General features: G+C 37.6%; 22 protein-coding genes. All 22 read right to left on the reverse strand.

The window, feature by feature from the left end; translation table 11 throughout:
• Positions 1-203 precede the first annotated feature (203 nt).
• Positions 204-1232: a 4-hydroxy-2-oxovalerate aldolase gene (gene dmpG, locus COE25_RS00305; RefSeq protein ID WP_088085827.1), complete on the reverse strand. Its 1029-nt coding sequence runs from the start codon at positions 1230-1232 to the stop codon at positions 204-206.
• 23 nt (positions 1233-1255) lie between these two features.
• Positions 1256-2143: an acetaldehyde dehydrogenase (acetylating) gene (locus COE25_RS00310; protein WP_088085826.1), complete on the reverse strand. Its 888-nt coding sequence runs from the start codon at positions 2141-2143 to the stop codon at positions 1256-1258.
• A 64-nt stretch (positions 2144-2207) separates the two neighbouring features.
• Positions 2208-2978: an IclR family transcriptional regulator gene (locus COE25_RS00315; protein WP_306572481.1), complete on the reverse strand. Its 771-nt coding sequence runs from the start codon at positions 2976-2978 to the stop codon at positions 2208-2210.
• A gap of 168 nt (positions 2979-3146) precedes the next feature.
• A complete protein-coding gene (locus COE25_RS00320) occupies positions 3147-3416 on the reverse strand; it encodes an iron-sulfur cluster biosynthesis family protein (RefSeq protein WP_088085824.1) in 270 nt (89 codons plus the stop codon).
• Between the two features lie 51 nt (positions 3417-3467).
• Complete coding sequence (locus COE25_RS00325) at positions 3468-4937, reverse strand: protein adenylyltransferase SelO (protein WP_098929997.1); 1470 nt, start codon at positions 4935-4937, stop codon at positions 3468-3470.
• Positions 4938-5013: 76 nt separating this feature from the next.
• Positions 5014-5511: a YehS family protein gene (locus COE25_RS00330; RefSeq protein WP_098929999.1), complete on the reverse strand. Its 498-nt coding sequence runs from the start codon at positions 5509-5511 to the stop codon at positions 5014-5016.
• Positions 5512-5545: 34 nt separating this feature from the next.
• On the reverse strand, positions 5546-6253 hold the full coding sequence (locus COE25_RS00335) for a M48 family metallopeptidase (RefSeq protein ID WP_098930001.1): 708 nt from the start codon (positions 6251-6253) through the stop codon (positions 5546-5548).
• 167 nt (positions 6254-6420) lie between these two features.
• Positions 6421-7602: a C40 family peptidase gene (locus COE25_RS00340; RefSeq protein ID WP_098930003.1), complete on the reverse strand. Its 1182-nt coding sequence runs from the start codon at positions 7600-7602 to the stop codon at positions 6421-6423.
• Positions 7603-8017: 415 nt separating this feature from the next.
• Positions 8018-8191: a hypothetical protein gene (locus COE25_RS30405; RefSeq protein WP_180247383.1), complete on the reverse strand. Its 174-nt coding sequence runs from the start codon at positions 8189-8191 to the stop codon at positions 8018-8020.
• Between the two features lie 672 nt (positions 8192-8863).
• Positions 8864-12034 (reverse strand): ATP-binding cassette domain-containing protein, encoded by a 3171-nt coding sequence (locus tag COE25_RS00350; protein ID WP_098930007.1) that lies wholly within the window; start codon positions 12032-12034, stop codon positions 8864-8866.
• Between the two features lie 171 nt (positions 12035-12205).
• Positions 12206-12595, reverse strand: coding sequence for an SRPBCC family protein (locus COE25_RS00355; protein WP_098930009.1), 390 nt, complete (start codon positions 12593-12595; stop codon positions 12206-12208).
• A gap of 3 nt (positions 12596-12598) precedes the next feature.
• Positions 12599-12922, reverse strand: a complete 324-nt coding sequence (locus COE25_RS00360; protein ID WP_098930011.1) for an ArsR/SmtB family transcription factor — start codon at positions 12920-12922, stop codon at positions 12599-12601.
• Positions 12923-13438: 516 nt separating this feature from the next.
• Positions 13439-14755 carry an efflux RND transporter periplasmic adaptor subunit gene (locus tag COE25_RS00365; RefSeq protein WP_098930013.1) on the reverse strand — a complete coding sequence of 439 codons (1317 nt, stop codon included), beginning with the start codon at positions 14753-14755 and terminating at the stop codon, positions 13439-13441.
• A gap of 205 nt (positions 14756-14960) precedes the next feature.
• Positions 14961-16349, reverse strand: a complete 1389-nt coding sequence (rlmD, locus tag COE25_RS00370) for a 23S rRNA (uracil(1939)-C(5))-methyltransferase RlmD (protein ID WP_098930015.1) — start codon at positions 16347-16349, stop codon at positions 14961-14963.
• A 153-nt stretch (positions 16350-16502) separates the two neighbouring features.
• Positions 16503-17258 carry a class I SAM-dependent methyltransferase gene (locus tag COE25_RS00375; protein WP_098930017.1) on the reverse strand — a complete coding sequence of 252 codons (756 nt, stop codon included), beginning with the start codon at positions 17256-17258 and terminating at the stop codon, positions 16503-16505.
• An 88-nt stretch (positions 17259-17346) separates the two neighbouring features.
• Positions 17347-18114 carry a delta-lactam-biosynthetic de-N-acetylase gene (pdaA, locus tag COE25_RS00380; protein WP_098930019.1) on the reverse strand — a complete coding sequence of 256 codons (768 nt, stop codon included), beginning with the start codon at positions 18112-18114 and terminating at the stop codon, positions 17347-17349.
• A gap of 26 nt (positions 18115-18140) precedes the next feature.
• Positions 18141-19133, reverse strand: a complete 993-nt coding sequence (locus tag COE25_RS00385) for a nuclease-related domain-containing protein (protein WP_257208677.1) — start codon at positions 19131-19133, stop codon at positions 18141-18143.
• A 552-nt stretch (positions 19134-19685) separates the two neighbouring features.
• Positions 19686-21227: a fumarate hydratase gene (locus COE25_RS00390; RefSeq protein ID WP_088085810.1), complete on the reverse strand. Its 1542-nt coding sequence runs from the start codon at positions 21225-21227 to the stop codon at positions 19686-19688.
• A gap of 188 nt (positions 21228-21415) precedes the next feature.
• Complete coding sequence (locus COE25_RS00395) at positions 21416-21613, reverse strand: SE1561 family protein (RefSeq protein ID WP_088085809.1); 198 nt, start codon at positions 21611-21613, stop codon at positions 21416-21418.
• Between the two features lie 300 nt (positions 21614-21913).
• Positions 21914-22723 carry a YfkD famly protein gene (locus tag COE25_RS00400; protein WP_088085808.1) on the reverse strand — a complete coding sequence of 270 codons (810 nt, stop codon included), beginning with the start codon at positions 22721-22723 and terminating at the stop codon, positions 21914-21916.
• Between the two features lie 88 nt (positions 22724-22811).
• On the reverse strand, positions 22812-22979 hold the full coding sequence (locus tag COE25_RS30410) for a hypothetical protein (RefSeq protein WP_180247384.1): 168 nt from the start codon (positions 22977-22979) through the stop codon (positions 22812-22814).
• A gap of 18 nt (positions 22980-22997) precedes the next feature.
• Complete coding sequence (locus COE25_RS00405; RefSeq protein WP_098930023.1) at positions 22998-23429, reverse strand: DUF6198 family protein; 432 nt, start codon at positions 23427-23429, stop codon at positions 22998-23000.
• Positions 23430-23540 lie beyond the last annotated feature (111 nt).

Raw genomic sequence — 23540 nt, forward strand, 5'->3', positions numbered from 1 at the left:
TAAATTCCAACTAAGATGAAATTAAGACGGTTATCTATCTCTTCTTAAAGGTTAAAACGGTTACATAAGCAGTTAAAATAGAAAATAAATTAAATCATTCCGATATAAGCTAGTTGATGGAGGTGGATACATTTTAGTCCACTCTTCCATCAACTCTATTATTTTTAATGTTCTATAAATCTATTTGTAATGGGTTATAACTATTAGGCCAAAACAATCTTTGACTTGTTTTTAGCAATCTCTGCAGCCACTTCAACAATCATATCCTCTTGACCGCCAACTACTTTACGCTTTCCTAGTTCAATTAAAATATCACGTGAATCCACACCAAATTTTGCAGCTGCACGTTTTGCATGAAGAGCAAAGCTAGAATATACACCAGCATACCCGAGTGTTAGGCTGTCTTTCGTGATTTCTTGTGGTACTTGTAAAAGTGGTGCCACAATGTCCTCAGCTAAGTCCATCATTTTATATAAATCTACCCCAGTTTTAATACCCATCCGTTCGCAAACGGCTACAAGTACTTCTGTTTGTGTATTACCGGCACCAGCACCAAGGCAACGAACACTGCCATCAATACGAGTCGCACCTTCTTCGATTGCGGCAAGTGTATTGGCCATCGCTAAAGATAAATTGTTATGACCATGGAAACCAACATTAACGCCAATGGATTGTTTAAGAGCACGAATACGTTCGCGAACTTGGTCTGGAAGTAAGTAACCTGCAGAGTCAACAACGTATACTGAATCTGCTCCATAGCTTTCCATTAATTTAGCCTGTTCTACTAATTTAGCAACAGGTGCCATATGGTTCATCATTAAGAATCCAACTGTTTCCATCCCTAATTCTTTTGCGTAGGCAATGTGTTGTGGTGCCACGTCTGCTTCTGTTACATGTGTTGCAATACGAGCCATTTTTGCTCCTAAATTAGATGCTTCTTTTAATTCATGTAAAGTACCGATTCCCGGTAAAAGTAACACAGCAATTTTGGATTTGTCGGCAACAGAAACGGCTGCTTCGATTAATTCCATTTCATTTGTACGGGAAAGTCCATATTGTAAAGAAGATCCTGCTAAACCGTCTCCATGTGATACTTCGATATAAGGAACATTTGCGTCATTTAATGCCTTTGCAACCTTAAGTACTTGTTCAACTGTAAATTGATGATTGATCGCATGGCTTCCATCGCGTAATGCTACCTCTGTGATAAGAATATCTCTTTCATTTGTCATTATTTTTTACCCCTTTCTACAGTTCAAACTGTTTCTTTCGTTAATAATTTTTTAGCAAACGCTTCGGCAATTTTAACACCGGCAGATGTCATGATATCTAAGTTTCCTGCGTATTTAGGAAGGTAATCACCAGCCCCCTCTACTTCAAGGAAGATGGTTACTTTATTTCCTTCAAAAATTGGTTCTGTGCGGAGTCGATAGCCTGGAACATAGGATTGAACAACCTTTGTCATTTCCTCAATCGATTTCCTAATCGCTTGTTCATCCATTTTTCCATCTTCAACAAGGGTATAAACGGTATCACGCATCATAATTGGCGGTTCAGCAGGGTTTAGAATCATTATCGCTTTTCCTTTTTTAGCACCACCAACCTCAGCAATTGCACGTGAAGTTGTCTCTGTAAATTCATCGATATTTGCACGTGTTCCTGGGCCAGCACTTAAGCTCGCAATTGTTGCAACGATTTCTGCATATTCTACTGGAGCTACTCGGTGAACTGCATGAACCATTGGAATGGTTGCTTGACCACCACAGGTAATTAAATTGATATTATCTTTATCTAAATGTTCATCAATATTTACAGCAGCACATACATATGGGCCTACAGCTGCAGGAGTCATGTCAATTACTTTTATTCCTGCTTCTTTTAACACTTTTGCATTATAAAGATGAGCTTTGGCTGAAGTTGCATCAAAAACGATGTCTGCTTCTAGTGTTTTGTCTGCAAGAAAACCATCAATTCCTGTATCAACCCCAGCATAACCTAATTCTCTTGCACGGCGTAATCCGTCTGATTGCGGGTCAATCCCAATCACAGCTGTTAGCTCTAAATATTCAGAGCGTCCCAGTTTGATCATTAAATCTGTACCAATGTTCCCTGAGCCAAGAACGGCAACTTTTACTTTTGACAAAATAATTCTCCTCCTAAAAGTTAATGTGTTTTATTTTTTCTCTCTAGTTTTTCTATAAGATGTATTAAACTTTATAGCCTAAACAACTTGAAATCTCTGCTGCAGCACTTTTAATTCCTGCTATCACCTTAGGTAGCCGATTTTCATCCAGCCTCATTTTAGGTGCAGCACAACTTATTGAAGCGATTACATTTCCCTGATGATTAAATATTGGCGCAGCTATACATTTAAGCCCTAACTCAATTTCTTCATCATCGACCGCATAGCCTTGCTCACGGATGGAATGCAAATGTTCTTTAATTTCCTCAATATTTGTCATCGTGTGCTTAGTAAATGATTCCAAATTGATAGATGATAATATTCTGTTAACATCATTTTCATTAAGGTTGGCAAGTATTGCCTTTCCCACACCCGTACTATGAAAAGGAGCTCTTTTTCCAATATGCGAATAAATAGTAAGGGCACTTTGACCTTCTACTTTTTCAATGTAAATAATTTCATCTCGCTGTAACGAAACTAAGTGAACAGTTTCATTTAGTTCATCCACTAAATCTATAATAATGGGCCTTGCAATTTTCCCAATATCGAGATGTTTTCCGACAAAATTGCCAAGTTCAAAAAGCTTGATCCCTGGCTTATATTTCAAATCCTCAGGATTTTGTTGAAGAAACCCTCTATGTTCCAAAGTCTTGATAATACCGTGGACAGTACTTTTTGATAAATTTAAATTCTCACTAATCTCTTTGATACTTAGTTCTGGTTTAGTAACCAAAAATAATTCTAGGATATCAGCGGCTCTTTCAACAGACTGAATTAAACGTTCTGACACAACCATCCTCCTTTTATTCGACATTATCGAATGACGTTCGCATTTCTTTAAGGACAATCTAATAGTAACTCTCGTTCATTATTCTGTCAATATTTTAAATAATTTTACTGTTTTTTTAATTTACATTGAAAATATAAAAGAAGGAGCCTGATTTCATAGAAATCAGACTCCTTTTTAAATAATCTCAAATTGCTTAAAACCTGTTGTATCTGGGATAAAATCTAACGTTTTATTATTGAAATAATGGCACTCACCATTGTCAATAATGAAATGCAATTCATCCTTAGTAATTTCTGCATCATTTGGCTGAATCGTTTCTTCCAAGGTCAATTTCACTTTCATAAAACAACTTTTACGCATTTGCAGCCGGATAAATTGTTTTGAATCTGCTAGTTCCAACCTATTTTGTAGTTCTGTTTTGGCATTTTCAGTTAATAGAAACACGCGATCATCCTCACACCTTAATTTCCTAAAAAGAGATTTAATTAATGATTATCATGTACCACAAAAGGTTTGGTAAGGCTGGGTTGATTGCTCAGGAAGCGTGCAGTATTCCGCCTGTTCTGAGGAGTGCGCATATGGGCTTGAAAGTACATCAAGCAACCGCTCCATTACGCTGTAGTCTTCTTGATTCACGGCAGCGTCTAGTGCGGCCTCCACCCGGTGGTTACGAGGGATTACCGCAGGATTGCTATTACGCATCAACTGGTGTGAGGAGTCTTTTGATTCCTGCTGTCTGTTTAGACGCGCTTGCCATTGCTCATACCACTGCTTAAATTCTGAAGTCTCCACTAAGACTGTATCCTCCGGCTTATCCAAAGTTAATGCTCGGAAGGTATTGGTATAGTCCACCTTATACTTTTGCATCATAGTTAAAAGATTATCAACAAGAGATGCGTCCTGTTCTTCCTCGTTAAATATGCCGAGTTTGGCTCTCATTCCAGCCAGCCAATTAACCTGGAACAACTCCATAAAATGTGAAATCTCATCCTGAGCCAGTTGGACAGCCTGTTCTTGATTGTCATGTAAGAGCGGCAAAAGAGTTTCAGCCAATCGAGCGAGATTCCAACCGGCAATATACGGCTGATTGCCATAAGCATAACGTCCTTGCCTATCAATAGAACTAAATACTGTTGCAGGATCATAGGTATCCATAAAAGCACACGGGCCATAATCAATCGTTTCTCCGCTAATGGTCATGTTGTCGGTGTTCATGACCCCGTGGATAAAGCCAACCAACTGCCATTTCGCTACTAGCGCTGCCTGACGTTTGATTACTTCCTGTAGCAGCGATAGATATCGTCTCTCATCAGTGTCAACGTGTGGATAATGGCGTTTTAGTGTATAGTCTGCTAGTACCTGGAGCTCCTCAACTGTGCCCCATTTTGCTACGTATTGAAAGGTACCAACGCGCAGATGGCTGGCTGCCACACGAGTCAGAATTGCTCCTGGCAGGGCGGTTTCGCGGAATACTGCCTCCCCGGTTGTCACAACGGCTAAACTTCGGGTGGTTGGTATCCCAAGCGCATCCATCGCTTCGCTGATGATGTATTCACGCAGCATCGGTCCAAGCCCCGCTCGACCATCGCCTCCGCGGGAGTACGGTGTTCTACCTGGACCCTTAAGTTGAATATCAAACCGTTCGCCTTTCGGGGTGATTTGTTCACCAAGCAAGATGGCCCGTCCATCCCCTAATTTCGTGAAATGCCCAAATTGATGCCCTGCATATGCTTGGGCAAGCGGCATGGCCCCATCAGGTATCCGGTTGCCAGCAAATACTGCTACGCCATTTACGCTCTCGAGCTCCTGTATATTCAAGCCAAGGGAGGTTGCCAGCCGGTTATTAAGAATAATCAACTTGGGTGAACGGACAGGCGTTGGGTCTGTCCTGGTAAAAAATGAGTCTGGCAGTCGGGCATAACTGTTATCTAAGTTCCAGCATAGTTCATTAATTTCTTTAGCCATCGTATCCCCTTTTCTTTTTTTGTCTTATTAAACTTACTTTACACAAAAATTATAGGAATTCTAAAAGACTGTGTGATTAAATTACCCTATATTTAAAAGCTAAACCTTTTAAGAAATTCCTAGCGTACTTATCACCGCACTCTTTATAATTCTTATGTCCTTCTTTTCTTAATAAAGCGCCGAGTTCTCCTTTTGTTACAGTTATTCCTGCATTTTCAAATATTTCCAGCATATCCTCAGTAGTTAAGGCCAGCGCTATTTTTACTTTCTTCAACAAGAGATTATTAACGTTTGCGCTTTTCTTTATTGACGGTTCCGGTGTTTCCGACTGTCCTGGTTTGGTCTCTTGTTTCCCTCTTTTAAAAATAATAAGTCCATTTAAAAATGAATCTAACATACTGTTATTACATTTTATTTGATCGTCATATTCAGCCTCATTATCGGTTTTTGTTAGAATCTTTATTACCTCAGGGACTGTTACTTCCACTCCGCCAAGTTTAAATATTTCTGCCATTTCTTTATTTTTTATTTCTAGTGCATATCTCATTCGAATTAATATATCATTATTATCCATCAGTAAGTCTCCCTTTAAAATTGATGTTCCACTTTTAGACTGTCATTTTCCAACTTGATAAAGCTAGCCAGTTCTCCATTTGCTCATACTCGGGGATTATTTTACCTACAAGGCGCCAAAAAGATCGATCATGATTCAGATGAACCATATGGCACATTTCATGAACAACTACATAATCAATTACCTTTAATGGTGCCATCGCGAGCTTCCAATTGAAGGTTAATTGCTGCCTGGAATCACAGGTTCCCCAGTTCCTGTTATTATCAGAAATACGGATAGACCTTGGTTTTATTTTGAAGTTGCTTTGATAGGAACGAATACTCCTCTCTACTAAGGTTTTACACTGCTGATAATAAAACCGTTTTAAGGCTTGTTTTATTTTCTCATCCTCAAGCTGTTTCACATATATATATAACTTATCCCCTTCTAACACTACATAGTCTTGCTTGATATTTATATCTTGAGAGACCTGGATAGGATAATCGTTTCCTAAATAAAGAAAGGTTTCACCATGATCATAGACCTTTACCTTTTGGCCAAGCCTTCTATCCTTCATTTCTGTTGATTTTTGCTGGATCCAATCCCATTTTTCCTCTAATAATTGCAGGATAAGTTCATCGGAGGTCCCTTTAGGAGCCTGGATTTCAACATTTCCATAAACATCTATATAAATGCCCATGGATGTACGATTTTTATAATTTATCTCAAAACTAAGGGTCTGACCTAAATATTTATGTATCATTTAATCACCTTCATTTATGACAATGGGTAAAATAACAGCAAAAAAAATTAGAGTAAGTATAAATAACCTACTCTAACATGATTTTGCCTATGTTTATTTGAAAAAGCAATTAACTTTTTTTGCAAGGGTCTCACTATTTAAGGTTACATTTCAAAAAATTGTTACTTCTAACGCAATACTCTAGCAGCACTAGAAAATTTAGACGGATTATACGAAGCAATTTTCACAACATCACCCGTTTGCGGAGCATGTATATATTGCCCGCCTCCAATATAAATGCCGACATGATAGGCAGGAGAACCCCTGAATACTAAATCTCCTGGCTGTACTTGACTCGGAGAAATTCTTGTTCCAACATTTTGCTGGTCTCGTGAAACTCTTGGCAGATTAATGCCAACTGAACGAAACACATAGGAAGTGAATCCCGAACAATCAAATCCGCTTGGCGTTGACCCGCCCCAAACGTAAGGAACGCCCAAAAATTGTTTAGCGTAAGCAATCATCGCACTTGCCGATCCAGAGTTAGTTGAAATGGCTGCAACTGACGGTGGTGCAGACTTAGAAGGTCTGCTGCTTACTGGTGCCTGCTGTTGAGTTTGTTGCTGGGCTTGTTGAGCAGGCTGTTCAGACTGTTGTTGGACTTGTTGAGCGCGTTGTTGGGCTTGTTGTTGTGCAGCAAGCTGACGGGCTTGTTCAGCCTTTTGTTGTGCCAGTTGAGCCTGTTGGTTTTGTAATGTGTTTTTCGCCTCAGCTATTCCTTTTTCAACTTCTTTTTTATCTTCTTCAATCTTTTTTTGTTCAGAAGCTAATTCAACCTGGCTCTTTTTTAATTGGTCAAACTCATTATGTAATTTTTCCTCTGCATTTTCTAACGCTTGTTCTTTATCATTTAAACCGTTCAGTAAGTCTGTGTCAGTTTCCATGATATGCGATATAGCAGTAAAACGAGTTAAAAACTCTGAAATGTTATCAGACGAAAGTAAAAGCTCTGCGTAAGTAGCGATTGATTGTTTGCCCTCTAACTGAATGCTTTTTAGACGATCAGAATAGACCTTTTTATGAGCATCTAAGGACTTTTTAGCGTTTTCAATTTCAGCCTCTGTTTTTTCAATTTTTCCTTGTTGTGTTTTAATCTGATCGTTTAGTTTTTGACTTTTCTCCATGGATAAGGAGATCCGGTTGTCTAATTGCTGGATCTTTGTTTCAAAGTCATTGATTTGTACTTGTGTAGAATTGATTTCTTCTTGTGTAACTGGTGAATCTACTGGACTTGCAAAAGTAGGTGTTGCTTGAATCATAGTGGCGAGGATGGCAGCCGATACTGTATATTTAAATAATTTTTTTATCATTTTAAAATCTCCTCTTGTTACCTATTGTTAATTCGATTTTTATATATTAATAGTGTATCTTCCTAACGGACTAATAACAATGAAACAGTCGATAATGTAATATAATTGTAATTTTATGTAGAATAATCTGATAAAGATTCGACACCTGCTCCCAACTTTCAGACGGATACCCACCACGGTATTATAAATCATAAACTTAAACATGTATTGTTAAAAATAGAGCAAAAAAAAGAAACAGGATATTATCCCATTCCAAATTTGCAGCTTCTTAATAACAATTCTAAAAATTCCTTTGTATTTTCCAAATTCCTCAGTATAGGCTTTTCCTATCAGAGGATTTTTTAATAAATCATCTGTTTCTAAACAAGTTGAGAAATAAATTTTGTCAACTTGGGTCAAGACCTTAAGTCCGCACTTAACTTAGAATTTCTTTTGCCTTTTCTTTCATTTCCTTGTATCGTACATTTAATAGTTCCAGGAGCATGTCGTCTGCGGTAAAATGCATAACGATGGCCTTTATTTCACTTCTAGTGAATTTGTCGCGGTCGTGTATTCTATATCCACTGCCGTTAAGTTTAAACCTAATCATAAAACTGTCAGCTTTCCTATCTTCTCTCGGATAAGTTTGGACAAAATTTAGAACTGCCTCTTGGCATTTACAATCTGGATTCATACAATATGAGTCCGCGACTATAAATAACTTTCCAATATAAAACAGATGGAAATAATCTTCATTTTGATCAGGAAAAGCCTCTGAATAACAAACCGTGATGCCTTTAGCAATCTTAGTCAGCACTGCATGCTTAGAACCACTCCTATTTTTTTAATAACTTCGATTTAACCGGCAACATTCCCATTTATTCAATTTATTAAATGAATTTATTCGTTTCAGCATTTTAACTGGAAGTTATTATAAGAAGGCATGAGAGTGGGTTTAAAATGATGAAAAATAAAGGGGAAGAAGATTGGAGATTTATTAAGACGAAATCCAAATTTCAAAAACATTTATTATCTTTATTATTATTTTGACATTTTTCAACCTCCTTTTCGCTAAATTATATCACATTATATTTCATGATAATTTTTTCTCTACTTATGTTTTCTACAATTATGTGAACACACCGTTTCGACTAAATTCCTTACCTTTTAGCTCCACTTCAGAATAGCATAAAAACTCATTTGCAATTTATTATTGCAAATGAGTTTCAATAGCTGACACCTAGCTTTGTTTTAAAATATGGCCTGTTTTAATAATTCTAATTTAATTATTTTGCCCAAGGCATTGATAAACCGCCATCATATCTCGTTTATTTAACTCACGAATACGATTGAAAATTGGAATATCGGCAACATCCTCAGTATATAAACTTTCATCAACAACATCACTTACTTTGCCGGTTAACCATGTTTTGACTGGTATGCCTTCGACCATTTCCTTGCGACCTTCATCATTGATGCCACTTGCACGACAACTCACACATGGTATCGTTAATTTAAACACGCCATCATGGAGATTCTCTTCTGTAATGACTTTCTTCCCTTTACAGAATGGACATGGATAACTTTTATTAATTTTATTAATTTGAGTGACTATTTTTTTGTAACCAAATGCTTCATAAACATACGTTAGTTTTTTGTATTTTCCATTAGTGAAATACTTATCAATGATAGTTTCTCTTGTCTCATTGATATTGGCAAAATCACAGATGGTAATCTCATTATTGATGCTGATGGACTCAATATTGTTTTTAATGCTGTCCCAGAATGGTAAGACATTTTGTAATACCATTTCATACCCAACAAAGCTTGCGAGTTCCAATTCAAACATTTTCAATGCGACTTGTGTTTCCCTAGGCATCAGGGAGACATCTTCTGTCAAAGTCATATCGCCGCCAACAATAGATTTTAGCTTTACGAGTACAGGTAACTCTCCAACTATTTGTAACACTTGATCAAGTGGCTGATTGATCATCTCACGAATATCTGTGTCACCAAATGTAAGCTGTTTATGATGATTAAGTATAGTTCCATTACAAATCGGACAGGTAATCTTTTCTTTAGATGCTTTCATTTTCTCTTTAATCACCGATTTCGAAATGACCATATACCCACCAACGATGGTATTAAAGCCTACCCAGGTCCTCTGTGTCTTGCCTGCTTTATCATAGAATGTCTTTTCAAAATATCCGTACCAAAAAATATGCTTTTCTTCTTCTGACATCTCATTGTAGCTTTTCGTCAGATCGAACCCGAGCTCATTCTTAATTTCCTCAAATAGAAACTCTAATTTTGGATATTGATAATATTTTAATACTTCCATCACTTCAGAATAAAATAGGCCATCCCAGAATGGAACGGTTTTGTCCTGAATGACAAGATCTTTATCAAATATTTCAATCTTAAGGCGTCCTGAGCATGATGGACAATGATTGTCCTGTGAATAGAAATCGAAGCTTCTCGTATCTTTAATGGTCGGATGCGACGCGATAATATGGTTGATCACGCCGCCCATTTCATAGAGAAAACTATATTGGCTATACAAATGTCTTTCAAGATCTATAGCAATGACAGGCGCAATGCTGTCAGATTCGTATTCGCCGTAAATTAAACGGGCCATTGATGATAAATTTTTTAAGATACCACCCTTATAGACATTTTCTGCATTCTTAAAATAGTCGATATGATTTTCTTTTAAATAATTAATGCCATTTTGCGCTTTGAGTGTCGAAGAAATTTGCGATGGAAGCACAACATCTTCCTTATTTTTCAGCTCGTAATATTCGTTATGACTGACAACTTCAAGATGAGTGACAGGTTCAATCTTTCTTTTACCAAAATCAGCGATAAAATCAGAGCTTTCTAACATATAGGCATTATGTTCAATCATCATAATTGAGACAGATTCATCTTGCAGAATGACCCTGACGCTATCAATGAATTGATTTAGAATATTTTGTGATAAACCTTTTGAAGGTTCGTCAAAAATGAAAAGTGTATGAGGGTTTCTAGAATTCGCAAACAGTTCCGAAACTAAATGAACACATTGAAATTCACCAGTCGATAAGGTTTGTGTTTTTCTTTCTAATGTCAAATAACCTAGTCCAAGTTTGATCAGTAAACTCAAACGTTTATGTGCAATATCTTGATTTGGAAGTTCATCAATAATATCTTCAATCGAACGCTCAAAAATATCATCAATATCTTCACTATATTTTGTAAGTTTCTTTTTGATATCAAGAAAAGTCGCAACGGTTGACCGACTAGTAATCGATTGGTTTCGATCTTGCCCTACCATTACTAGTTTATCTTTTGGATAACGCTTCTGAAAATCTTTGGCGATACAGTCATTGACTAGTGTAGATTTGCCACATCCAGATTCACCCGTAAAGGTTACAAGCCTATTTTTGGGTATCTGAATTTCAGCCATTTGAATATTACGGCAATGCAGTTCACGAAATTGATAGTAATCTGTTGGCATTTCTTGATTTTGTTCCCAATGGATGGGTTGTGGACGCGGTGATTCTTCCACAATTTTTCCGCCATATTTCCCACTGCCGGGTCCAAAGAACAATTGCTCATCCGTTGTATCTAGGACCGTGTCAGAATGATCAATGAACCAAATTTGGTTCTTATAGCCTAATTGTTTAATCTGTTCTAAAATTTTCAATAGAGTTTGGTGATCAAGACCAACGGAGATTTCATCAATAATAATCACGGTATTTTCACTGGCTGCCATGAATTCTGCCAAGTAAAGACGTGTTATTTCCCCTCCTGACAATGTACCCATGATCCGATTTAATGTTAAGTAACCAATATTCATATTGATAATATTTTTAAGAATATGCTGTTTCGCTTCACTAATATGTAAAACTTCTGCTAGTGATAGAATCGATTCAATGCTTAAATTGTTGATATCGGAAATACTATGTGGTTGATCAAATAATTCAATTTTATATTGTTCAACTTCTTGATTATAGCGCTTTCCCTTACACTTTTTACATTCGACATTTTTAGTAGTTCCACGACCCTTACACTCTGGACACCAGCCTAATGCATTATTAAAGGAAAACACTTCCGGAGAAAGATTATATTTTTCAGCAAGACTCACACGAATCTCTGTAAACACGCCAGTATGTGTGCCAATTGTTGAACGTGGATTGGAAGAAATGGATGATCTTCCTAGAAAAAGTACAAGTGGCATTTCTTCCATCTTGATAGCACTAAAATTGGTTTCCATTATGTTAGGAAATAAATACTGATATTCAGCCTTTGGCAATAAGGAAACGAGACGTTTCTTGGATTCTTCACCAATGGTTTGACAAAAAGTCGTTTTTCCAGATCCTGACAAACCAGCAATTCCTAACGATTGATCTGCTGGAAGTGCTGCATTTAATTTGTTAATATTGTTCGCAATTAATTGATTTATTTTCATAGCGTTCCCCTCTCTATTCTCTAAATCTAGTATTGCCATGTTAGCACAACTTCAAATGAATATGTTGTGTTATTTTTTGAAAAAACAAACAGCTCAGTCCTATACTGAGCCGTTTGCTTTTTCCTATACGTTAGCTTAAAAAACTAAAAAACTCACTTCAGAGGTTTGGTCTTACATTTCCCCTAACACTTTTTTAAGATCTTCGCCCATTTTCGCCCAACCATATTTCGCACCATTGAACGCTTGATCTTCTTTTTCGAATCCTGCTTGTTCAAGATGTAAGTAGGTTGTGCCATCCTCTTCCTTCAATGTCCATGTGACAGTAGTGTTTATCGGACCACCTACCCATGTGTAAGATAACTTATTAGGCTCGTCCACAACTAATACTTCACAATCTACAATTAAATTCCACTGCGGATTTCGGAATTGACATTTATGTCCTACGATTGGTTTAAAATCATTTTCCATTATCCATTTTGCAAGAGTATCCGAATCGGTTAATGAGTTCCACACCTTATTGATTGAACTTGTAAACTGAAAATCTAATGATACATCTGCCATTTTTTATTCCTCCGCTAATAAATTTTTTAAAAGTAACACTCTTTCATTCCAAAATTTCTCGTAAAAGGATACCCAATCTTTAATTTCCTGTAGCGGAGCCGCATTTAGTCGATACCTTGTTTCTCTACCAACTTTGCGGTCAGCAACTAGGCCCGCTTCTTTAAGAATAGCCAAATGTTTAGAGACAGCAGTACGCCCCATTTGAAATTGAGCAGTTAATTCGTGAAGAGGTAACTCTTCTGCCTCCGCCAACAAACCTAACAATTTACGTCTTGTTGGGTCAGCGATGGCTGCATAAACATCACGCTCTTGATTTTTCTCGCTCAAAATCCCCCCTCCTTTTAAATTGGACACCAATTGGTGTCTTTATTATAGGACACCAAACAGTGTCCAGTCAATTTTTATTTTTGACATAATCGCATTAATTCTATTCTCCTATCATCAAGTATATAGGTGCCCTCTTTAAGGAATTAACGCCTCAAGTCCTTCATTCTCTGGTTGAAAAGATCATTTGTAATAACTATGACACTGTCGATATTCATTACAGCTTTGATAATCCGCTTCAAGAAATGTAAAAAGGCAACACCCAAATTGGGTTAGTTGCCTCTTTTAAAATGAGTTGCGAGATACATTCAACATCCAGAGTGTATGTGGCAACACATGGGTGTTGGTGAGTTACTTTGATAAATAATACTAAATAAAAAAACAAGCCAGCTAATATTACACTGGCACGTCCATTATACTTGCTTTTCTTATTGTCTCATATGGAAAATAACATTTGTGTCTACAGCAAAATTTTATTCTTATTGAATCCAATCACTACCATAATATACCCGTGAAATACTAATCAAAAAGTAATGTACCAATGCGAACAATCCAGGATGGATTTTCTACTAATTTGTCTTCTTCCTTTAACCCCTTAAGTATGGCAACCCATTTACCTTCATTTTGACCAGTTTCTACCTTTTGTTTCTGAATCTTTCCTTTTTTTTGTACATATACATAGGTCGATTTTCCAAAGCCCATGATGCTCGTTTCAGGAACTGCTAACAACTGCTTTGACTGTACTATTACATCAAGCGTGGTATTGTAGCCAGGATATAGGCCCTTTTGTGAATCTATACTTGCTTTAAAGGAATAGTATGGACTAGTTTCTTGTTGTGTATCTTTATCCTTTTTTGCAGTTGTTTTATATGTAGGATAATTACTAACCTCCGCAATTTTCCCTTTCCATTTCTTATTTGCTACTACTTTAGAAGTTACTGTAATAGATTGGCCTGATGAAATTTTTGCCTTTTCTGCTTCTGTGAGCTTTCCTTCAATTTGAAACGGATCATTAGAAGCGATTTGCATGATTGCTAATTGCTGATTTTCTTTTGCTCGAAAACCTTGACCTACATTTTGGTTCAGGTTTGATATTACACCTGCAGTGTTGCTGATGACAGTTAATGTTTCGAGCTCAGCTTTTAGCTTTTCAGCCTGCAACGTATTTTTTTCTACATTGAGTTCTGCTGTACGGAGCTCAGCTTTTGCTTTATTTAGTTCAGCTTGAAGTGACTGGATCGTGATAGCTTTAGTAGCTATGTTAGCTGAATCAACTGCATCAGTTGTATCAGGTGTATCAGTTGTATCAGTTGTATCAGTTGTATCAGTTGTATCAGGTGTATCAGTTGTATCAGTTGTAGTGGTTGTATCAGGTGTAGTGGTTGACTCAGCTTCTCGTATATCCTGCTCTAATGAAGTGATTTGCTCTTTCATCTGAGTAACACTTGTTTCTGCTAGCTTTTTATTTACTTCTGCTTGTCCTAGCTCAGCCGCGACTGTTGAGCCTTCATAAGAAAAGAGCTTTTGTCCCTTTGTAACTGTTTCCCCTTCTTTTACAAAGATCTCCTGTATAGATCCTTTTGCTGCATTTACATAAATCGTTTCAGCATGACTTTGTACAACACGACCTGACACTGTTTTTGTTTTAGTAAATTTTTTTTCTGTTTGATTTATTAACACTAACGGCTTAGATTTACTTTTTTTAACTTCTATTACAGCTATGCTTAACATCACAGAAATGAATAAAAGAACAAGGATCCCAAGTAAAATCCATTTCTTTTGCCGTGAGGTACGTACTTGTTCATTTTCTATACCAATTCTTTTTGCTGTTTCCATAACCCTACCCCTTACTTAATAGATATATAGCGAAGTGTTTAATCGAACTACTAATATCTATTGTCCATTTTTAATAATAAAGTTACAAGGAGTAATTTTTAGAAAATTAAATATGTTATTCATACCTTAGCCCGAATACAGGGCTAAGGCTGCTTAATAAATAACATTTTCATTACTTTCTACTTGAAAGAAGTAGGTCTAAGGGTTAGTTGCCTTTCTTTAAAATAAGTTGCGACACGCACTCAACATGTGCCGTATGTGGGAACATGTCCACTGGTTGGATATATTTTACTTCATATTTCGCGCTTAAGTTCTGAATGTCCTTAGCCAAAGTTGAAGGATTACATGAGATGTATATCAACTTTTTGGGTTCTGCCTGAAGGATGGTTTGGATGAGCTGCCCCTCTAGGCCTGTTCTAGGTGGATCGACTACAATAACATCTGGCTTCCAACCCTTTTTGACCCATTTAGGAAGGACCTCTTCTGCCTTGCCAGGCACGTATTTAGTATTGGTAAATCCGTGGCGCTTTGCGTTTTTCTTCGCATCCTCAATCGATTCCGTGATGACGTCCATCCCACGGACTTCTCCCGCCTGGTCAGCGAGCCATAATCCAATGGTTCCCACTCCACAATAGGCATCCACTATTTTTTCTTCGCCAGTCAGTGCTGCTGCTTTTTTCACTTCATTATAAAGCTTTACCGTTTGCACAGGATTTAACTGGAAGAAGGTCCTTGCCGAAAGCTCGAATTGTAAGTCTCCCAATGTCTCTTGGATGAAATCTTCACCCGCTAACGGGAGTGTTTCCTCTCCAAAAATAAGGGAAGTTTTTTGCCCATTAATGTTCTGGACAATAGATTTCACATGGGGTAGACGTTTTTGGATTTCCTGAATAATAATATCCACTTTCGGCAATTCTTTTTGTGTAGTTATCAGAACTATTTGAAGCTCCCCAGTTTGGATGCCGACACGAGTGACAATTGTCCGGATAATACCTTTTCTAGATTTTTCATTATAAATGGGAATTTTTAATTCCTCTAAAATCCGCTTAACTTCAGATGTTGCTTCATTTGTTTGCGCATGCTGCACAGCACATTCGTCAATATTAATCAATTGATGGGAATTAAGGCCATACAGTCCGGCTAATACCTTGCCGTCGATTGCCTTGACTTGAAAACTGCTCTTGTTTCTGTATCCCCACGGATCTTCCATCCCAATTGTTTCACGGATGTCGAGCTTGTTGATGTCGACTTTCGTATGGCGCTCAAGTGATTGAATGATAATATCACGTTTTTCCTTAAGCTGTTGATCGTATTTCAAGTGCTGTAGCTGACATCCTCCACATTGATCATACACCGGGCAAAGCGGCAGGACACGATGCGGGGATTTAATGCGGATTTTTTTGATTTTTGCCTCAGCAAACTTAGGGTTAATCTTCGTTGCCTCTACCACAACCTCTTCACCTGGAAGGGCTCCCGGCACAAAGACAACCTGTTTTTTAAAATAGCCTACGCCCTCCCCATTAATGCCGAGCCTTTTGATAGTCAGCGGAAAGGTTTGATTTAGTTCGATTTTGATATTTTGATCAGTTTTCATCTATTTCACTCCAAATTATTCCATAAATTCAAAGAACCCTAGGAACTGTTTCTTCATTACAGATAGTTTCATTTTAATTTTACCCCGTATTATAGCATGATTTACATAGAAAAACCGAATCTCCATGATTCGGCATTGATAGCTATTGATAACTTACACCTTTCCCAAGTAGCTTCGTGTGGTATTTGGTAATTTTATTTGCCCATTATTACTATATTTTTCGAATAAGTTTGATAGGGCGGTTATAAAGAGGTCATACTCCACATCCGTCTTTTTCGGAGAATAGGAAGCGGACAAATATCTTCCCAGAAATCCTTCAAAATCTAATTCCAAGTCATTTCGAAAACTTTTAAAAACATAAATTCCATCTTTAAAAAATTGATGATAAACTTCCTGAGTTTCGTCCATCCCGCCGCTAAAACCTTTAAAATTCGGACAATACTTTTGGCAAATCTCTTCACTTTCCTTGTTTAAATCACTTGATGCATCTCGACTATTCCACACAAGCGCAACCTTTGCATCTAGTTTCAATATCCGATTACATTCCAATTTGAATTTGTCTTTTTCGAACCAATGAAATGCTTGTGCCACAGTCACTAAATCAACACTTTTATCCTGCAAAGTGGTTTGTTCAGCCTCACCTTTTACCGAAATAAATCGGGCATTCTGTTTTAACGATTGTTCTGCCTTCCCTCTCATATCATCGTTTGGTTCCACACCAATAACAGTTACGTTTCTTTCAAGTAATAGCCTGCTGAATATACCGGTCCCAGATCCAATATCCGCTATGATCGAATTCCCATTTAACTTAGTTGCTTCGAGTAAATATTGTATATATTCATCCGGATAACCTGGGCGATATTTTGCATAGACTTCTGCCTTGTCCGTAAATTTTTCTGTTGATTTCACTATACTCCCCTCCTCCTGGATAATATTGTATATTATAAAATGAATCATTAAAAGGCGAATTTTTGAATAAATTCGCCTTTACCTTTGATTATTTTTTCTTCGGAAACTTATCCAGGCTTTTGAACTTGTAGCCTTTTTTCTTTAAGTCCTGAATCGCCTTTTCAAGTGCATCGGCATTGTCTTTTGAAACAGTGTGTAATAGCAGTATACAACCGGGATGGATTTGTCTCATGATATTGTCGTAGGAATATTGCCAGCCTTTTTGCTGGTTCACATTCCAATCGACAAAGGCAAGGGACCAGAAAACATGTGTATAGCCCTCTTCTTTAGCAATTTGCATCGTTCTCTCGCTAAAGACTCCTTTTGGCGGGCGGAGATATTTCATTTCCTTTTGACCCGTTAATTCTTTCGTTTTAACGCGGACCTTTTCCAGCTCTTCACGTATCCTTTCGTCACTTACAGCTGTGAGGTCTGGATGATGCCACGAATGGTTACCAACAATATGCCCTTCTTTTACCATCCTTTTAACTATATCCCCTGCTGAGAGCAAGTAATGTCCAGTTACAAAGAATGTTGCAGGGACCTTTTCCTTTTTTAAAATATCAAGAATCTGAGGGGTATAGCCTTGTTCATATCCGTTATCGAAGGTAAGGTAAAGCGTCTTTGAATTAGGGTTACTTTTATAAAAAGCCCCGTATTTTTCGATCAACTGATCAAGTTCAGCCCCTGCTTCTGCAGGCTGTTCATTAACACCCTTTATAAAGCCCCAATGAACCGGCTGATTGGAAACTGCCGCATATGTACTCTGAGGTATCAAAACGAGCAGCATACTGAGGATGCACAATAATCTTTTCATCCATGTTCCCCCTATTTTTGTTTATATTATTGTTTGCTATTAGGTGGAAAAACATGATTGGTGAAAATAGGAAATGTTGGTTGGTGGTAGATTCGACCTCTTTTTGTACCAGTTTGGGGAAGGTTTAGTTTTGGTAGAAATGATGTGGTCGATCTCGAAGATGGCAAGAGAAGAAATTTCCGTATTTCAGGATTACTAAATGAGGAATTTATCAGCAAGAAATAATCGTTAATACCATAAATGGATGCTTCTTTTGAAAATAAGAGACATTCAGGGCATATCCATTTTGACCTTCTATAATCCATGGGGACGTATAAACATCTTGGGCATTGCACTCCTGTGATTAGTTCGTCTTCTGTAATTTGAAAAAAATTAAGAATATCAATTTTTTGTGGAGTGTGTTGTGTTTTTAAAAGGTTAATCACTTGATTAAGATGCTTTTGATTTAACTTTTTTTCAGTATACTTTTCCTCTAATTCATCTACTTTTTTTAATAAATCATATGCTCTGATGACTTTTTGCGCTGCTTCTTGATAGCCTGGATTGATTATGATTTCGGTAGAGGGTTTACAAACTGTTACAAGATTTTCGATGGGGATAGGAGGTATTTTAAATTTTTCAAATAAATATCTTAATAAAATTTTATGTCGATTTACTTGAGCAACTGGATTTTCATAAACATCTCTATTGTCTCCATATTCATGAATCAATTGATTTATTTCGAAGCGTAACGTTCCAGAATGGTTTTTAGCATCAAGGATTAATATTAATTTATTTGAAAGTAGAAGCGTGTCAATTTGGAAGAAAGTATTACCTATGGGGAGGCGGAGACCGTAAAAAATATAATATTTGTGTTCCGGAATTTGGTCCAGATAATATTTGATTGTTTTTTCTCCATTGTATCCGGATCTTAAAATTCTAATTTTGGCCTTTACATCCTGCATCTTTCTATGATTATCTGCTATCCGTCTTTCTAAAGCCTCAGCTTGTAGTAAAAAGGTGGGTGGGGTGAGTTCCATTTCAATCAAGATTTATTCCTCCTTTGTATTTAATAGTATATTTTCAATAGAAATCCTAATCCACCTCCGCTTTTTCAGTAGGTGTTATGACATTTTTGTGTCTATTTTTGCTCTAGGGAAGATTCTCACAAAATTTAAAATAATATCTGGGAATCAGCCACAAAATCCGTATCTTTATTACATATTTTTGGGCACTTACTACATCTTTTACGAAACTTACGACATTTCCTGGATATTATTTGGTAATCCCCTCAAACTTCAGATACTTATTACATATTTTTTTGGCACTTACTACATATTTTCAGACTCTTACTACATATATTACAGAACTTACGACATTACCTGGATATATTTGGTAATCCCTTCAAACTTCAGATACTTACTACATAATTTTGGGCACTTTCTACATTTTTTCAGGCTCTTACTACATCTTTTACAAAGCTTACGACATTCCCTGGATTTTTCCCCATATACCTAATTACAATCTACTTCTCCAGACGCAAAAAAAGGATAGACGCAATATCTCACGTCTATCCTCACAACACTGTATCCTTATTTAAAAACCGGTTCCTTAAACTGGGCTAATTTTTCTAAGGAAGATTTATCTACGTCGGCGTGCAAGCTGTTTCCGTGCGAGTCCATGGTTACTACGGCTGTGAAGCCCTCTACACGTAGATGCCACATCGCTTCTGGAATACCAAATTGCATTAAATCGACACCCTCCACAGACTTAATACAATCTGCATAATACTGGGCCGCACCGCCAATCGCATTCAGGTACACACCTCCGTGCTCTTCCAACGCCGCCAATGTTTTCGGGCCCATCCCGCCTTTACCGATGACAGCGCGGATTCCGAACTTCTTCATGATATCGCCTTGATAAGGCTCCTCCCGAATACTTGTTGTCGGGCCCGCAGCTTTAACATGCCACTCACCAGCGTCATCCTTCAACATTACCGGACCGCAATGATAAATAACTTGTCCATTTAAATCAACTGGTGCCTCGTGATCACTTAAATACTTATGAATTGCATCACGGCCTGTGTACATCATGCCGTTAATTTGAACGACATCTCCAACTTTAAGGGCACGGATCTGTTCTTCGGAAATTGGCGCCTCAAGCGTGATAACACCCTCAGATGTAGCTGCTGTTTCCTTCGCTGCTTCTCCCTCAGCAAAATCAATGAATTCCCCGTCTTGGTACATCCATTCGTTAATTTCGCCTGTTTCCGAGTTCACACTTACACCTAAACGGCGGAATGCCCAGCAATTGTAGGCAACAGACACATAAAAGCTTGCTGGAATACGATTCATCACACCGACTTTACAGCCTAAAAGAGTTGCCTCGCCGCCAAAGCCCATGGTGCCAATTCCTAATTTATTTGCATTTTCCATAACATACTCTTCTAACTTGCGAAGTTCTTCATTTGGATTCACATCTTCCACTGAGCGGAATAACTGCTCTTTGGCTAAATCATATCCGGAGGAACGGTCGCCGCCAATCCCAACGCCAATAAAGCCAGCACTGCAGCCTTGTCCTTGTGCTTGATATACGGAATGCATGACACACTTACGGATTCCATCAAGGTCCCGTCCAGCGCGTCCTAGACCATCTATTTCACATGGTAAGCTATATTGAATGTTTTTATTTTCACAACCGCCGCCTTTTAAAATAAGACGTACGTCGATATAGTCTTTTTCCCATTGGTCAAATTTGATAACCGGCACCCCTGCACCAAGATTATCACCACTATTTTCACCTGTGAGTGAATCAACCGAGTTCGGGCGCAATTTTCCTTCTTTTGTTGCTAAAACAATGGCATTGCGAATCGCTTCTTTAATTTCTAACTGGTTTACACCAACTGGCGTTTTGATTTTAAAGGTTGGTAAACCGGTATCCTGGCAGATCGGTGACACTTGATCGTCAGCCATTTTGATATTGTTTGTAATCGTCGCAAGGCTCATCGCCGCACTTGTTCCAGCGTTTTCTATTTCCTTCGCTCTTTTAACGGCCCGGCGTACATCCTTAGGAAGCTTTGTTGATGTTTCAACGACTAGCTTGTACATGCTTTCTTGAAATTTAGAAATATTCAATTCGAGTACCCCTCTCCCTATGTTCTCCAATAATCTTTTTCAATTTTCGACTTTTTGCACGTTTATATTATACTCCTATACCCTCTAGAATTAAAGGATTAGCTTGCAACCGTTGCCATGTTAATCGTGAAAAAACCATGTAAATATTGGATAAGAAAACTCCTCCAAGAAAAAAAAGAGCCTGTTGATTAAACAGACTCACTCACTTCGCGATTATTAAATTCTCTGCATTTTGATTCCATATCATCTAACATTGAAATTAAGCGGTCAATATCTTCAAGATCCGTATCTTCAGGATCAATGGCATCGAGCACGTCAATGAACATGTTTAAACGTTGTTTTAAAAAATTCACTTGTGTATTTTTATCTTCAATTGGATTACCCAAACTGATTCACTCCTTTTCGTTAACGTTCTCATCCTACCGAAAAATTTATACTTTGACAATCGATTATTATTATTTTGCCCTATTTTTTAAAAATAAGGCTGTGTTCCTTGGCTGTTGATTTCCGCTCCAGGCGCGTGCGGTTCGCGGCGGTCCGGGGAGCCTCCTCGGCCCCGTCCTCCCGCAGGAGTCTTCGCGCCTTCCGCTCCNNTTCCGCTCCAATCAACGTAGGCTATAAAATCATCAATGAACTTAACCATAGCCAAAAATAAATAGACTCCTGCAAAGAGGAGTCTCTACAAATCATCTTGGTCTTTCAGATGCGGCAAATCCAAAGGAAACATAATCCTGTACTGGGATCCATGCACCAATTCCTTGGGACGTGACATTTTTAATTACAATAAACTTTTTGCTTCCTTTTAGCATTAAGTAGACTTCACCGTAGGTTACTTTTCCTTTTTCATTCACACCTGGTGCATAAGCGTATAAGTAGCCTAGGCGGTTAGGAGGGATATTATAAATATGATCATTCTTTGTTCCTGCTCCAATAATCGTATCAAACGAAAGTGGAAGATTCGTTTTTTCCATCGCTTTTAATAGCATCATTTTTTTCACATCTTCGGCATTGGCGATTTTAGCCGTTAGGCCGCCTCTGATAATTTTTTGGGACTCCTGAACATACTTAATCTGATATGGCACCTTGCCGCCACGATTATCGAAATAATTGGTATTAATTTTTTGGAACTCCCAATTAGGGGAGGTTTCCGTTGATTCATAATTTAGCGGCCACTGGCCTAAGTAGACAATCGCACGATAACCTATTGCAAACGGTGTGCTATTAATACTCGATTCATTCAGCATCCGGATTAAATCAGGATTTTCGATCTTGACCTTTGAAGAGTTGATTAATTTTTTTGTCAAATCACTCGGCTGTAATAATGGCAAGTTCTGTGTCGAATTCGGGTAAGTATTTTCCTTGGTAATATTCCGAACCGAAGCTGGTACTTGATATTTTACCAAGACTTTTTTCACTGGGCCCTTTTGCGCGTAGGCTGACGGAATAAAAGTTAACATTAATAGCAGTGTCATAAGAACAGAAATATTTTTCTTCACGAGTTAGACTCCCTTCACTAATAGCATTAATCAGTCTGCTAGTAGTTTTTTCGGAGTTGATAAATTTTATCCATCCAAGCAAGTAATTTCAATATTTCGCCTGAAGTCGGACCATTAATTTCTCAAAAAATGGAAAAAATAATTGAATGGCAGGACCTACGGTAAAAGTGATAATAATGGTCCCGTATGAAATAGGTCCATTCAGAAAAAATGCTGGAATTAAGGCTGTAATTTCACCAATCGTTTTCGCTACCATTAAATTAACACGGAAACGTTACTTGATTGCCAACATAAAATTATCGATTGGACTTTGCGGGAATTTAGCTTGGATATAAATGGATGCACCAAATCCAATAATCAAGATGCCCATCAATAACATTCCGATTTTCCCCATAAGTTCGTTGACTTCAAATAATTCAAAAACAGTGCCTAGCCAAAAATCGACTAAGGAACCAATAATAATAATAGTTAGTAATGAAAGCAGATCCGGTCTTTTTTTTAATAAAAGAGAAACAACGATGACTAAAACCGCGCCATCAATCATCACCCATTTTCCCACTGATAACCCAACCTTTTCAGTTAGGATTACATTAAGTGCGTCCCATGCTCCTACACCTATATCGGCTACTTCAATGGTCATACATACTCCGAAAGTCATCATAGCCAAACCAAAAATAAAAAATAAAAACCTAATTAATAATTTCATTTGTGGCTCCTTTTAGGGAAAAGTAACATAAATGTAATAATCAGAACATTTACAAAATTACAATTTCATTATATAATATACTTAATCTATCAAGTAAGGAGGGCTGTAATC

Source organism: Bacillus sp. AFS031507 (assembly GCF_002584635.1).
GTDB lineage: Bacteria > Bacillota > Bacilli > Bacillales > Cytobacillaceae > Neobacillus.